10 protein-coding genes are annotated in these 13,530 nt (G+C 64.5%); 7 read left to right on the forward strand and 3 right to left on the reverse strand.

What is annotated here, in order from left to right:
• Positions 1-515 precede the first annotated feature (515 nt).
• Together ilvD and H8B02_RS15445 are read left to right on the forward strand one after the other, a co-directional pair.
• Positions 516-2,240, forward strand: a complete 1,725-nt coding sequence (ilvD, locus tag H8B02_RS15440) for a dihydroxy-acid dehydratase (protein ID WP_229167021.1) — start codon at positions 516-518, stop codon at positions 2,238-2,240.
• Positions 2,227-3,063, forward strand: a complete 837-nt coding sequence (locus H8B02_RS15445) for a tetratricopeptide repeat protein (protein WP_229167022.1) — start codon at positions 2,227-2,229, stop codon at positions 3,061-3,063. The genes ilvD and H8B02_RS15445 overlap by 14 nt, the downstream gene beginning before the upstream one ends.
• Before the next feature lie 37 nt (positions 3,064-3,100).
• Here the strand turns inward: H8B02_RS15445 and xth are convergent, their stop codons facing one another.
• Together xth and H8B02_RS15455 are read right to left on the reverse strand one after the other, a co-directional pair.
• Complete coding sequence (xth, locus tag H8B02_RS15450; RefSeq protein WP_229167023.1) at positions 3,101-3,898, reverse strand: exodeoxyribonuclease III; 798 nt, start codon at positions 3,896-3,898, stop codon at positions 3,101-3,103.
• Positions 3,899-3,933: 35 nt separating this feature from the next.
• Positions 3,934-4,371, reverse strand: coding sequence for a GNAT family N-acetyltransferase (locus H8B02_RS15455; protein ID WP_229167024.1), 438 nt, complete (start codon positions 4,369-4,371; stop codon positions 3,934-3,936).
• A gap of 245 nt (positions 4,372-4,616) precedes the next feature.
• Between H8B02_RS15455 and H8B02_RS15460 the strand changes: the two genes are divergently transcribed.
• The gene (locus H8B02_RS15460; RefSeq protein WP_229167025.1) at positions 4,617-5,750 is read left to right on the forward strand and encodes an efflux RND transporter periplasmic adaptor subunit; all 1,134 of its coding nucleotides are present in this window, start codon (positions 4,617-4,619) and stop codon (positions 5,748-5,750) included.
• Positions 5,751-5,753: 3 nt separating this feature from the next.
• On the forward strand, positions 5,754-8,882 hold the full coding sequence (locus H8B02_RS15465) for an efflux RND transporter permease subunit (protein ID WP_229167026.1): 3,129 nt from the start codon (positions 5,754-5,756) through the stop codon (positions 8,880-8,882).
• Positions 8,883-8,945: 63 nt separating this feature from the next.
• Here the strand turns inward: H8B02_RS15465 and erpA are convergent, their stop codons facing one another.
• Positions 8,946-9,275 (reverse strand): iron-sulfur cluster insertion protein ErpA, encoded by a 330-nt coding sequence (gene erpA, locus H8B02_RS15470; protein ID WP_229167027.1) that lies wholly within the window; start codon positions 9,273-9,275, stop codon positions 8,946-8,948.
• Between the two features lie 139 nt (positions 9,276-9,414).
• Here erpA and H8B02_RS15475 point away from each other — a divergent pair, with 139 nt between their 5' ends.
• From H8B02_RS15475 to H8B02_RS15485, 3 genes are all read left to right on the forward strand, one after another.
• Positions 9,415-10,623: a deoxyguanosinetriphosphate triphosphohydrolase gene (locus H8B02_RS15475; protein WP_229167028.1), complete on the forward strand. Its 1,209-nt coding sequence runs from the start codon at positions 9,415-9,417 to the stop codon at positions 10,621-10,623.
• A gap of 9 nt (positions 10,624-10,632) precedes the next feature.
• Entirely contained in the window at positions 10,633-12,429 is a 1,797-nt protein-coding gene (gene argS, locus H8B02_RS15480; protein ID WP_229167029.1) for an arginine--tRNA ligase, read from the forward strand.
• A 118-nt stretch (positions 12,430-12,547) separates the two neighbouring features.
• Positions 12,548-13,530 (forward strand): SPOR domain-containing protein (locus H8B02_RS15485; RefSeq protein ID WP_229167030.1); only part of this gene is annotated, 983 nt, incomplete at its 3' end.

Here is a 13,530-nt window from a genome sequence, read left to right on the forward strand (position 1 = left end):
GTCAGGTGCGCAATTGCGCACCGGGGAATGACGGGAGGACAGCGGCGCGGCTCATACATCTGAGTTGCCCGACGGCGCAAGTCCCCGCAGTAGAAATATTTCGCTTTATCAGAAACGCAACTCCGTGAATGGTTTGACGGGTGGAGAGAGGCGCGTGCGTGCGATCGGCACCCGGCTTTCCCTGCGCGCTCTGTTTGAGGAGAGGGGCAATTCAATCCACAACTCGGACGAGTTCCGTCACGAGACGGCAGCTCCACGGCTATTTGGTCAGGTACGTGTCAGGTTCCCATAAGGACCGATAATACATGGTTGCCCGGGAGCCACGATTGTTGCGTCGTCGCAACAGTGAATCGACATTTAACCCTAAACACGGCCAGTCCGTAGTCGCGCCGCTTTTTAGCCACACCCTGACATGAAAGGATATTCACCTAGCTGAATAGCCAGCGCTCGCGGCGACGGGACTTTTGATCGGGTCCGGCGTTGTTGGAGGAAACAGCGCTGGGAACAGGGTCGCGATGGACGCCAAGACGAACATCAAGGGCAGGCTGCCGAGTCGTCACGTGACGGAAGGGCCCCAGCGCGCACCACATCGGTCCTATCTCTATGCGATGGGGCTGACGACAACCCAGATTCATCAACCCTTTGTCGGCGTTGCTTCATGTTGGAATGAAGCGGCCCCCTGCAACATCTCGCTGATGCGCCAGGCGCAGGCGGTGAAGAAGGGCGTGGCGTCCGCCGGCGGCACGCCGCGCGAGTTCTGCACCATCACCGTGACCGACGGCATCGCGATGGGCCATGACGGCATGCGCTCGTCGCTTCCGTCGCGCGAATGCATCGCCGATTCGGTCGAGCTGACCGTCCGCGGCCACTCCTATGATGCGCTGGTCGGGCTCGCCGGCTGCGACAAGTCGCTGCCGGGCATGATGATGGCGATGGCCCGCCTCAACGTGCCATCGATCTTCATCTATGGCGGCTCGATTTTGCCCGGCAACTTCCGCGGGCAGCCGGTGACCGTGCAGGACATGTTCGAGGCCGTCGGCAAGCACTCGGTCGGCGCCATGTCGGACGAGGACCTGGACGAAATCGAGCGGGTGGCGTGCCCGTCGGCCGGCGCCTGCGGCGCCCAATTCACCGCCAACACCATGGCGACCGTCTCCGAGGCGATCGGCCTCGCGCTCCCGTACTCGGCCGGGGCTCCGGCGCCTTACGAGATCCGCGACGCCTTCTGCTCTGCCGCCGGCGAGAAGGTGATGGAGCTGATCGAGAAGAACATCCGGCCCCGCGACATCGTCACCCGGGAAGCCCTTGAAAATGCTGCGGCCGTGGTTGCAGCCTCAGGTGGTTCGACCAATGCTGCGCTGCACCTGCCGGCGATCGCCCATGAGTGCGGCATCAAGTTCAATTTGTTCGACGTTGCCGAAATCTTCAAAAAGACTCCTTACGTCGCGGATTTGAAGCCGGGCGGCCGTTATGTTGCCAAAGACATGTTTGAAGTTGGCGGCATTCCGCTGCTGATGAAAACGCTGCTCGACAATGGCCACCTGCACGGGAATTGCCTGACCGTCACTGGCCGAACGATCGCCGAAAACCTCAAAAGCGTGAAATGGAATCCGCACCAGGACGTGGTGCGGCCTGCCGACAATCCGATCACCGTGACAGGTGGCGTTGTCGGACTGAAGGGTAATCTCGCTCCGGAGGGTGCGATCGTGAAGGTCGCGGGAATGTCCAACCTGAGGTTTACCGGTCCGGCCCGGTGCTTCGACCGCGAGGAAGACGCCTTCGAGGCGGTGCAGAAGCGCACCTACAAGGAAGGCGAAGTGATTGTGATCCGCTACGAGGGACCGAAGGGCGGTCCCGGGATGCGGGAGATGCTGGCGACCACGGCGGCGCTGACCGGGCAGGGGATGGGCGGCAAGATTGCCCTGATCACCGATGGCCGGTTCTCCGGTGCCACCCGTGGCTTCTGCATCGGCCATATTGGACCTGAAGCGGCCGTCGGCGGGCCGATCGGGTTGTTGCAAGACGGCGACATCATCGAGATCGATGCGGTCGCCGGCACCCTTAACGTAAATTTGAGCGACGCCGAACTCGCAAATCGTAAGACCAAATGGGCCCCTCGCGCGACGAACCATACATCTGGTGCGCTGTGGAAGTACGCCGAGCAAGTGGGGCCGGCGGTGGATGGCGCAGTCACCCATCCGGGTGGCGCGTACGAGAAACAGTGTTATGCGGACGTTTAAGCGTGCGATATTTGCGTTTGCGTTAGGGGCCATTCCGGTGGCGGGCCCCGGATTCGGCTTCGACGGCGCCCCGGTCAGCCCCCAGGATACCGTTCTTCCGGTGGTCGCTCCGCAGCCCGGCACGGCCGGTGCCCTGAAGCGGGCCGCCACGCCGGTGGCCCCTGCGGCGACCTCGCCGACCTCCTCCTTCAGCACGCTGCAGTACCAGGCCGAGGGCGGTCACCCGGTGGCGCAGTGGAAGCTCGGCAAGATGTACGCCGAGGGCGACGGCGTCATCCAGGACGACATGCGCGCCTTCGAGTATTTCAGCCGGATCGCCAATGCGCATGCCGAGGACTCGCCGTCGGCGCCGCAGGCCTCGATCGTGGCCAACGCCTTCGTGGCGCTCGGCCGCTATTATCTGAGCGGCATTCCCAATTCCAAGGTCAAGGCGGACACCGAACGGGCACGGGAGATGTTCTCCTATGCCGCGTCCTATTTCGGCAATGCCGACGCCCAGTACGACCTTGCCCGGCTTTACCTGAAGACGCCGGACGCCTCGCGGGACGATTTCCGCTATGGCGCGCGCTGGCTCGGGCTTGCCGCCCAGAAGGGCCAGCATCAGGCGCAGGCGCTACTTGGTCAGATGCTGTTCAACGGCGACCGGCTGCCGCCGCAGCGGGCCCGCGGCCTGATGTGGCTGACCCTGGCGCGCGACAGCGCGACGCCGGAAGAGGCCTGGATCAAGGAAAGCTACAATCGGGCGATCACCAAGGCTTCCGAAGACGACCGCGCGATGGCGCTGCAGATGCTCGAGCACTGGGTGCAGGGTCGTCGCGATTAGAGGCCGCCGGGATTGATATTCCTCGCGGCCGGCGGGCTCAGGCGGTCTCGAAATCGAGATCGGCCCAGACCGGGACATGGTCGGACGGCTTCTCCCAGGCGCGGACATAGCTGTCGATCCCGACATCGATCAGCCGGTCGCTGGCCTGCGGCGACATCAGCAGATGGTCGATGCGCAGGCCCCAGTTCTTCTGCCAGGCGCCGGCTTGGTAGTCCCAGAAGGTGTACTGACCCGGCTCGTCATTGACCGCGCGCAGCGCATCGGTGAGGCCGAGGCCGAGCAGCGACTGGAAGGCCTCGCGGGTCGCAGGGCGGAACAGGGCATCGTCGGTCCAGGCGGCCGGATTGTAGACGTCGCGGGCCGCCGGAATGACATTGAAGTCGCCGGCCAGGATCAGCGGCTCCTCGGCCTTAAGCCGTTCCCGTGTGTACTCAAGAAGCCGCGACATCCATTTGAGCTTGTACGGATATTTGTCGGTATTGGCAGGGTTGCCATTGGGCAGATAAAGGCACGCGACCCGCACCACGCCTTGCTTCAGCGTGACGACGCCTTCGAGGAAACGGGCGTGGGCGTCCTCGTCGTCGCCGGCGAGGCCCGACTTGGTCTCGTCGAACGGCAGCTTGGAAAGCAGCGCCACGCCGTTGAAGGTCTTCTGGCCGTGGGTGACGACATTATATCCGAGCGCCTCGACCTCGAGCCGCGGAAACGCGTCGTCGACGCATTTGATCTCCTGCAGGCAGACGATGTCGGGGGAACACTCCTTCAGCCAAGCGACCAGAAGTTCGATCCGTTGCCGGACCGAGTTGACGTTCCAGGTCGCGATGCGAACTGCCATCGGAAGTCCTCTGTTTATGGGAGCGCTTGGGTGAACTAGCGCCCCGCTTGGATCAAGCGTTTCCGCATCTCGACGTGTGGGATGCCGGCCTCCTCGAATTCCTCGCCGATCCGCTCGAAGCCGACGCGTGCGTAGAACCGCTCTGCGTGTGTCTGCGCGTTGAGGATTAGCTCCGGATAGCCGAGTTCGGCCGCCTTGGCCATCAGCGCATCCAGCACGCGGGCGCCCATGCCCGTGCCGCGCGCCGCCTTGAGCACCGCCATCCGGCCGATATGGCCGTCGGGCAACAACCGGCCCGTCGCCACGGCGGTGCCGTCTTCGGCAAACGCCAGGGCATGCCAGCTCGACACGTCCATTTCGTCCCATTCAAGTTCCGCCGGAACGCCCTGTTCTTCGACAAAGACGCTGTAGCGGATGGCACCGGAGCGTTCGCGGGCTTCTTCCCAGGTGCAGACGCGGACGGAGATGGACATCAGGGGGATTCGAAACATTCGATCTGGAGGCGAAAGGTAGCGCGATTGCCCGCCCGTATGCCGAATTTCCAGCAGTGCGGATGCGAATGACCGGGATTGAAGCCGCAGGATTTTACTTAGGTGGCATACCATGGGCGATCCGCCTGTGCTAACCCTCACCGGAAACAAGGCGTAACAATTGCCGATGGGGGAGTTGCGAAGCGTCCCGGCCCTGAAGGGAAGCGGGCGGCGCACGTGCAAGACCTATGAAAAAACGGAATTTGGTTCTGACTGTCGCTGTTCTCGGCATTGCGGCTGGGGCGGCTTACATGACCCGCGCTTCATGGATGGGTGGCGGTGCCGCCACCGCGCAGGGGACGCCGCGGCCGCGCGTGGTCTCGGTGGATCTCGCCAAGGCCGAACGCAAATCGGTGCCGGTCGATGTCGACGCGATCGGACAGGTCACGCCGATCTCCAGCGTGGCGCTGAAGTCGCGGCTGGAGACCACCATCGTCTCGGTGCATTTCGAGGACGGCGCCAAGGTCAATGAGGGCGACCTGCTGTTCACGCTCGACGCGCGGCAGATCGACGCCCAGATCGAGCAGGCCGAGGGCGTCCTGGCCCGCGACCAGGCCCAGCTCGAGGGCGCGCAGCGCGACCTGCGCCGCTACACCGAGCTGGTCGGCAAGGGCGCGACCACGCAAGTCAACCTCGACAACGCCAAGACCCAGTCCGACGTCCTGATCGGCACCATCAAGGCCGACCAGTTCGCGCTGGAAAATCTCCGCGTCCAGAAGAGCTACACCGTGATCCGCGCGCCGTTCGCGGGCCGGATCAGCGCCGCCAACGTCAAGGTCGGAAACTTCGTCCGTCCCGCCGACACCCAGCCGCTGGCCGTCATCAACCAGATGGCGCCGGTCTATGTCACCTTCGCCATTCCCCAGCGTGCGCTGGTCGATTTGCGCGACGCCATGGGGAAGGACGATCCCAAGGTGATCGCGACCATTCCCGGCCACCAGCGCTCCGAGAGTGGCAAGGTCGCGATGGTCGAGAACGCCGTCGACGCGACCACCGGCATGGTGACGGTGCGCGGCATCATGAACAATGCCAGCGAGACGCTGTGGCCCGGCACCATCGTGCAAACCAAGCTGATCATCCGCAGCGAAGATGCGGTCGTGGTGCCGACGGTCGCGGTCCAGCGCAGCCAGAACGGCAATTTCGTCTTCGTCGTCCAGGACGGCGTCGCCAAGGTCCGGCCGGTCAAGGTCGATCGCACCTTCCAGGGCAGCTCGGTGATCTCTGACGGATTGGCGGGCGATGAAAGCATCGTCGTCGACGGCCAGCTGCTGCTGTCGGAGGGATCGCGGGTTGAGCTGCGGGCGCGCAAGGCCGGAGCCTGACCGATGACGCTGTCCGAGCTCTGCATCCGCCGCCCGGTCATGACGACGCTGATCACGGCGTCGATCATCGCATTCGGCGTGTTCGGCTTCCGCCTGCTGCCGGTCTCGGCGCTGCCCAAGGTGGACTTCCCGACCATTGCGGTCACCGCCACGTTGCCGGGCGCCAGCGCGGACACCATGGCCGCCTCGGTCGCCGGCATCATCGAGCGTCAGCTCTCGACCATTGCCGGCATCTCCTCGATGTCCTCGAACTCCTCGCAGGGTACGAGCGTCATCACCATCCAGTTCGACCTCAACCGCAACATCGATGCCGCCGCGCTCGACGTGCAGACGGCGTTGACCATCGCGCAGCGCCGGCTGCCGATCGAGATGACGATCCCGCCGAGCTTCCGGAAGGTGAACCCGGCGGATTTCCCGGTGCTGTTCGTCTCGCTGGGGTCGGCGACGCTGCCGCTGTCGGCGGTCAATGAATATGGCGACATCACTATCGGGCAGGCGCTGTCGCAGCTGCCCGGCGTCGCCCAGGTGCTGATCTACGGCGCGCAGAAATTTGCGATCCGCGTTCAGGCGGATCCGGAGGCCGCCGCTGCCCGCGGCGTCTCGATGGAGGACATCCGCGCCGCGGTGTCGCGCGCCAATTCCTCGACCCCGGTCGGCACGCTGAACGGCCCGATGCAGGACGTCGCGCTGCAGGCCTCCGGCCAGATGGACAAGGCGGCCGACTACCGCCAGATCTATGTCGCCTGGCGCAACGGCTCGCCGGTTCGCCTCGACGAGATTGCCAAGGTCTACGACAGCGTCGAGAACGACAAGATCGCGACCTGGATGAACGACGAGCGGGCGATTGTGCTCGCAATCCAGAAACAGCCAGACGCCAACACCGTGGCGGTCGTCGATGCCGTGCTGGCGAAATTGCCGTCGCTGCGCGCCGCGATCCCGCCCTCCGTGACCATGCAGGTTATGATGGATCGCTCGGTCTCGATCCGGCAGGCGGTCAGCGACGTCGAGGAGACCCTGCTGATCGCGATCGCGCTGGTGATCCTCGTGATCTTCCTGTTCCTGCGCTCGGCGTCGGCGACCTTCATTCCGGCGCTGGCGGTGCCGATCTCGCTGTTCGGCACTTGTGCGGCGATGTACGCGCTGGATTACTCGATCAACAACATGACGCTGCTGGCGCTGACGCTCTCGGTCGGCTTCGTGGTCGACGACGCCATCGTCATGCTGGAGAACATCGTCCGCCATATCGAGCACGGCATGAAGCCGTTCGAGGCAGCGCTGAAGGGCGCCCGCGAGATCGGCTTTACCATCATCTCAATCACCTTCTCGCTGATCGCCGTGTTCATCCCGGTGCTGCTGATGGGCGGCATCGTCGGCCGCGTGTTCCGCGAATTCGCCGTCACGATCTCGGTTGCGATCATCGTGTCCGGATTCGTGTCGCTGACCTTGACGCCGATGCTGTGCGCCCGCGTGCTGCGCGCGCATGACGCGACCAAGCGGCCGAACATCGTATTGCGGGCGTTCGAGGCGATGTTCGAGGCCTGGCTGCGGGCCTATGAATGGGTGCTGGACTGGGTGCTGGCCAAGAAAGCGCTGATGCTGCTGGTGACGCTCGCGACGCTCGGCGGCACCATCTATCTCTACATGATCGTGCCGAAGGGCTTCTTCCCGCAGGAGGACACCGGCTTTCTGATCGGCGTGACGGAAGCTGCGACCGATACCTCGTTCGAGGCGATGAAGGTGCGCCAGCAGGCGCTGGTCGAGGTGATGCGGACCGATCCGGCGATCGATTACATCAATTCCACGGTCGGCTCCGGCGGTCCCAATCCGACCACCAATTACGGCCGCTTGTTCATCGCGCTGAAGCCGCAGAAGACTCGCGACAACGCCGCCGTGGTGATTGGCCGCCTCAGGCAGAAGGCGCGCGAAATCCCGGGCATGCAGGCGTTCTTCCAGAGCGTCCAGAACCTCAACATCGGCGGGCGTATCTCCAAGAGCCAGTATCAGTATGTGATGCAGAGCGGCGATACCGAGTCGCTGTACCGGCTGGCGCCCGAGATGCGCGACAAGATCGAGAAGATCGCAGGGCTCCTCGACGTCACCACCGATCTCTACATCAAGAACCCGCAGATGACGGTCGACATCGACCGCGAGAAGGCGGCGGTCTACGGCATCACCGTCGACCAGGTGCGCAACCAGCTCTACAACGCATACGGTTCGCGGCAGGTCGGGACCATCTACATGCCGTCGAACGACTACCAGATCATCCTGGAGGTGCAGCCGCAGTTCCGCGTCGACCCGTCCGATCTCTCGAAGCTCTACATGAAGACCGCGAATGGGCAGACCATTCCGCTGGATGCGGTAGCGCGGCTGGTGCCGACGGTCGGGCCGCTGCAGATCAACCACCAGGGCCAGCAGCCGGCGGTGACGATCTCGTTCAATCTCGCGCCCGGCAATTCGCTCGGCTACGCGGTCGACAAGATCACCGAGCTCGAGCAGACCGCGAATTTGCCGCCGACGATCGCGACCGGATTCTCCGGCACCGCGCAGGTGTTCCAGGATTCGCTGCGCGGGCAGGGTGTCCTGATCCTCGCCGCCGTGTTCGCGGCCTTCGTGATCCTCGGCATTCTCTACGAGAGCTTCATCCATCCGATCACCATCATCTCCGGCCTGCCGTCGGCCGGCATCGGCGCGATCCTGACGCTGATGCTGTTCGGGATGGAGCTGTCTGTCATCGCGATGATCGGCATCGTGATGCTGGTCGGCATCGTCAAAAAGAACGCGATCATGATGGTCGATTTCGCGCTGGAGCGCCGCCGCGTCGGCCTCAGCGCCGAGCACGCGATCCGCGAGGCGGCGCTGCTGCGCTTCCGCCCGATCATGATGACGACGTTCGCGGCGATCTTCGGCACGCTGCCGATCGCGCTCGGAGCGGGCGCCGGCGCCGAATTGCGTCAGCCGCTCGGCGTCGCGGTGGTCGGCGGCCTCTGCGTGTCGCAGCTGCTGACGCTGTTCATTACGCCCGTGATCTATATCTATCTCGACCGCATCGATCGCAGGCTGCGCCGCAAGCTCGACCCGCAGGCGGAGGCGGGCGGTGACGTCGAGCGCCCGCAGGTGGTCGCGGCCGAATAACGTAGCGTCTCCGGCGAACCGGTCACCGGTTCGCGTGGAGCAGCCGCGTCGGGCAAGGAAGCGTCAGATCGAGAAGCTGGTGCCGCAGCCGCAGGACGCGGTGGCGTTCGGATTGACGACGCGGAACGAGGCGCCGATCAGGTCATCGACGAAGTCGACTTCCGAGCCCGCGAGGAACGGGACCGAGGCGGGGTCGATCAGCACCACGGCGCTGTCGCGCTTGATCACCAGGTCGTCATCGGCTTGGGTGCGCTCGACGTCGAATTTGTACTGGAAACCGGAGCAGCCGCCGCCCTCGACCGAAATGCGCAGCTTGGCGCCGTCGCCTTCTTTGCTGAGGATCTGCCCGATCCGGCGGGCAGCCCGTTCGCTGACGGTGATGGCAGCAGTCATGTTCGGTCTCCGAAACCCTATCTGGGGATGATCTGATCTGGATCACGCCCGGCGTCATGCCCAATTCATTTGGTCAGCCGCCTCAGTCATAGTTAAGTGCGTCGGACCATGGAATCAAATGGATAAGGACTAAAATACCGTGTCGGTCGGAATGGCTGCCCCCCGCGCGCCTTATGCCTGCGATCCCGATCGCAGCCGCGGCCGGCTTGTCGTGGAGCCGCCGAGCCGGACCCGCAGCCCGTTCCGGCGCGATTGCGACCGGGTGATCCACTCCACCGCGTTCCGCCGCCTCAAGCATAAGACCCAAGTGTTCGTCTTCCATGAGGGCGATCACTATCGCACCCGGCTAACCCATTCGCTGGAGGTCGCGCAGATCGCCCGCGCGCTGGCGCGCCAGCTCGGGGTCGACGAGGATCTGACCGAGACGCTGGCGCTGGCGCACGACCTCGGCCATCCGCCGTTCGGGCATGCCGGGGAGCGGGCGCTCGACGACTGCCTCAAGGATGATGGCGGCTTCGACCACAATGCGCAGGCGCTGCGGGTCGTCACCTCGCTGGAGCATCGCTACCCCGAATTCGGCGGGCTGAACCTGACCTGGGAATCGCTTGAGGGTATCGTCAAGCACAACGGCCCGCTGACCGAACGCAACGGCGCGCCGGCGGGGCGCTACCTCGACAGCGGCATTCCGATCGGGATCGCCGATTACAACAAGACCTACGACCTCGAGCTCTGGAGCTATGCCTCGCTCGAGGCGCAGATCGCGGCTTTCGCCGACGACATCGCCTATGACGCTCACGATATCGACGACGGCCTGCGCGCCGGTCTGTTTGCAGTCGACGACCTCAAGGAGATGCCGCTGACATCAGAGATCATCGCCGAGATCGATCGCCATTATCCCGGGCTCGACGAGGTCCGGCGCGGCGCCGAACTGGTGCGTGAGCTGATCTCACATTTCATCAACGCGGTCTTCAACGAGGCGACCCGGCGCCTCGCCGTTGCGCAGCCGCAATCGGCCCAGGATGTGCGCCACCACAACGCGCCGCTGATCGCGTTTCCGCCCGAGGTGGCCGCGCAGGAGGCGGCGATCAAGGCGTTCCTGTTCCGGCGGATGTATCGCCACCCGCGGGTGATGCTGGTCATGCGGGAGGCGGAGCAGGTGGTCCGCAATCTCTATGAGCGCTACCGGCAATCGCCAGGTGACCTGCCAGCGGAATGGATCGAGGGGAGCGTGCAGGAGACCGGGAGCGCACGGAACAGGCGGATCGGCAATTTCATTGCCGGGATGACCGACCGTTTCGCCCTGATCGAGCATCAAAGGCTTTTTGACTCGACCCCAGATTTGCGTTAGCGCCCTGCCATGGCCGACACCCCTGCGACACCACACCTTTTTGCCGACATGCTGGCGCGCGTGCACGCAATCTGTGCCGCTGTCGCTGCCGAGGACAACTGGCCCGCGGGCATCGATCTGTCCCGCGTCGTGGTCGAGCCGCCGCGCGATGCCAGCCACGGCGACATGGCGACCAATGCCGCGATGGTGCTCGCCAAGGAGGCCAAGGCCAAGCCACGCGAGCTCGCCGACAAGATCGCGGAGCGGCTGCGTGCCGACGCGCTGGTGGCGTCTGTCGATGTCGCCGGGCCCGGCTTCATCAACCTGACCTTGAAGCCGCAGGTCTGGGCGGACGCGCTGCGCGCCGTGCTGGCCGCCGGCTCGGCCTATGGCCGCAGCGACATCGGCAAGGCCGAGAAGGTCAATGTCGAATACGTCTCGGCCAACCCGACCGGCCCGATGCATGTCGGCCACTGCCGCGGCGCCGTGTTCGGCGATGCGTTATGCAGCCTGCTGCAATTCGCGGGCTTCGACGTCTGCCGCGAATATTACATCAACGATGCCGGTGCCCAGGTCGACGTGCTCGCACGCTCGGCATTCCTGCGTTACCGCGAAGCGTTGGGTCAGGACATCGGCGCGATTCCGGAAGGGCTCTATCCCGGCGATTACCTCGTCCCGGTCGGCGCGGCGCTTGCCAAGGAATACGGCGAGAAGCTGCTCGACATGACGGAAGCCGCGTGGCTGCCGATCGTGCGCGACAAGGCGATCGCCATGATGATGGAGATGATCAAGGTCGATCTCGCCGCGCTCAACATCCATCACGATGTGTTCTTCTCCGAGCGCTCGCTGATCACATCAGGCAACAACAAGGTCGCCGAGACCATCGATTTCCTGCGCGCCAAGGGCGACATCTACGAAGGCCGCCTGCCGCCGCCGAAGGGCAAGCCGGTCGAGGATTATGAAGACCGCGAGCAGTCGCTGTTCCGCGCCACCGCCTATGGCGACGACGTCGATCGTCCGCTGATCAAGTCGGACGGTTCGTACACCTATTTCGCGTCCGACATCGCCAACCACCGCAACAAGTTCGAGCGTGGTTTCACCAATCTGATTGACGTGTTCGGCGCCGACCACGGTGGCTACATCAAGCGGATGCAGGCGGCGGTGAAGGCGGTGACTGCCGGCAAGGCCACGCTCGACGTCAAGATCGTGCAGCTCGTCAAGCTGCTGCGTGACGGGGAGCCGGTGAAGATGTCGAAACGCTCCGGCGAATTCGTCACGCTGCGCGAGGTGGTCGACGAGGTTGGCTCGGACGCGGTCCGGTTCATGATGCTGTTCCGCAAGAACGACGCGGTGCTCGATTTCGACCTCACCAAGGTGATCGAGCAGTCAAAGGACAACGCCGTCTTCTACGTCCAGTACGGTCACGCCCGCGGTCATTCGATCTTCCGCAATGCGCGGGAGGAGGCGGTTCCCGATCTGCCCGAGACCGATGAGTCCCGGCTAGCCTATCTGCGGAACGCTGCGGTCGAGCGGCTGACCGATCCGTCCGAGCTCGGCCTGCTTAAGCAGCTTGCGCTGTATCCGCGGATGATCGAAGCTGCCGCGGTGGCACACGAGCCGCACCGAATCGCTTTTTATCTATATGATTTGGCCAGTGAATTTCATGCGCTGTGGACCAAGGGGCGCGATTTGCCCTATTTACGCTTCATTATCAATAATGATGCAGAGATCACGAGGGCGCGACTGGCAATGGTTCAGGGCGTCGTCTCGGTTCTGGCATCGGGCTTAGCCGTTCTAGGCGTCCAGGCTCCGACCGAGATGCGGTAGGCAGGGGCATTAGGCCTTCACGAGTGGGGATTTGTGAGGGCATCTGGCAGGGGCCAACTCGTTCGGACCGGCTGTGCCGGCGATCTTGGCGCTGTCCCGAAGGGGATGCATCATCACGATGGCTGATCGATATCAGGACCGACATTTTTCCACCGACGCGGCACCCAAGGCCGAGAGCGATCCGCTCGCCGAACTGGCCCGGCTGATCGGACAGACGGATCCATTCGGCAGCGCGAACAAGCCGCCGCCGCGTCCGCTGCAGTCGCGCGCCAATGCGCGGCCGCAACAATATGATGCGCAGGCCGAGGACGAGGATGCGCCGCCCGCGGGCCCGCCGCCCTGGATGCAGCGCGCGCGGCAGGAGACCGTCGCTCCGCCGCCCGTGCAGCACACCGAGTACGAAGAGCCCGAACAGGACTACCAGCCGAAGCCGGTGCATCCGTTGCATCGCTATGCGGCCCAGCAGGCGCAGCCGCCTGCGCCCGAACCGGTCGCGACCTATCGGCCGGTCGAGCCCCCGCGCCAGCCCGAGGCCTTTGACGACGAGCCCTATCAGAGTGGCGATCAGGGCCAGGATCCGTCGCGCTATGACGATGCGCTCTACGGCCAGCTGGAAGCCGGCGAACAGGATCTGCAGCGCGATCCATCCTATCCGGACGATCCTTATGCGTATGAGGCCGACGAAGAAGAGCCTGAACCGCGTCGGCGGAGCAGCGGCCTGATGACGGTCGCCGCCGTCTTGGCGCTAGGCGTGTTCGGCGTCGGTGGCGCGTACGCCTACCGAACCTATGTCGGCTCGCCCCGCAGCGGTGAGCCGCCGATCATCAAGGCCGACAACACGCCGACCAAGGTGATTCCGGCCCAGGCCGATGCGCCGGCCAAGACACCGGATCGCATGGCAGCGGGTGACGGCACCGAGAAGATCGTGTCGCGTGAAGAGGCGCCGGTCGACGTCAATTCGAAGACCGCCGGACCGCGCGTCGTGTTTCCGCCGCTGAACGCAAATGCGAATCCGCCGCCGGCATCGACCGTGCAGACGGCGCAGCCCGCGCCGGCGCCGATCACCGCGAACGGGACGTTGCCGAACAACGAGCCGCGCAG

The sequence above is a fragment of the Bradyrhizobium altum genome (assembly GCF_020889705.1).
In the GTDB taxonomy this organism is placed as follows: Bacteria; Pseudomonadota; Alphaproteobacteria; order Rhizobiales; family Xanthobacteraceae; genus Bradyrhizobium; species Bradyrhizobium altum.

Excerpts from the sequence above, each read along its gene's own strand:
- ilvD (WP_229167021.1), top strand. The coding sequence starts at position 516 with ATGGACGCCAAGACGAACATCAAGGGCAGGCTGCCGAGTCGTCACGTG.
- H8B02_RS15445 (WP_229167022.1), top strand. The coding sequence starts at position 2,227 with ATGCGGACGTTTAAGCGTGCGATATTTGCGTTTGCGTTAGGGGCCATT.
- xth (WP_229167023.1), bottom strand. The coding sequence starts at position 3,898 with ATGGCAGTTCGCATCGCGACCTGGAACGTCAACTCGGTCCGGCAACGG.
- H8B02_RS15455 (WP_229167024.1), bottom strand. The coding sequence starts at position 4,371 with ATGTCCATCTCCGTCCGCGTCTGCACCTGGGAAGAAGCCCGCGAACGC.
- H8B02_RS15460 (WP_229167025.1), top strand. The coding sequence starts at position 4,617 with ATGAAAAAACGGAATTTGGTTCTGACTGTCGCTGTTCTCGGCATTGCG.
- H8B02_RS15465 (WP_229167026.1), top strand. The coding sequence starts at position 5,754 with ATGACGCTGTCCGAGCTCTGCATCCGCCGCCCGGTCATGACGACGCTG.
- erpA (WP_229167027.1), bottom strand. The coding sequence starts at position 9,275 with ATGACTGCTGCCATCACCGTCAGCGAACGGGCTGCCCGCCGGATCGGG.
- argS (WP_229167029.1), top strand. The coding sequence starts at position 10,633 with ATGGCCGACACCCCTGCGACACCACACCTTTTTGCCGACATGCTGGCG.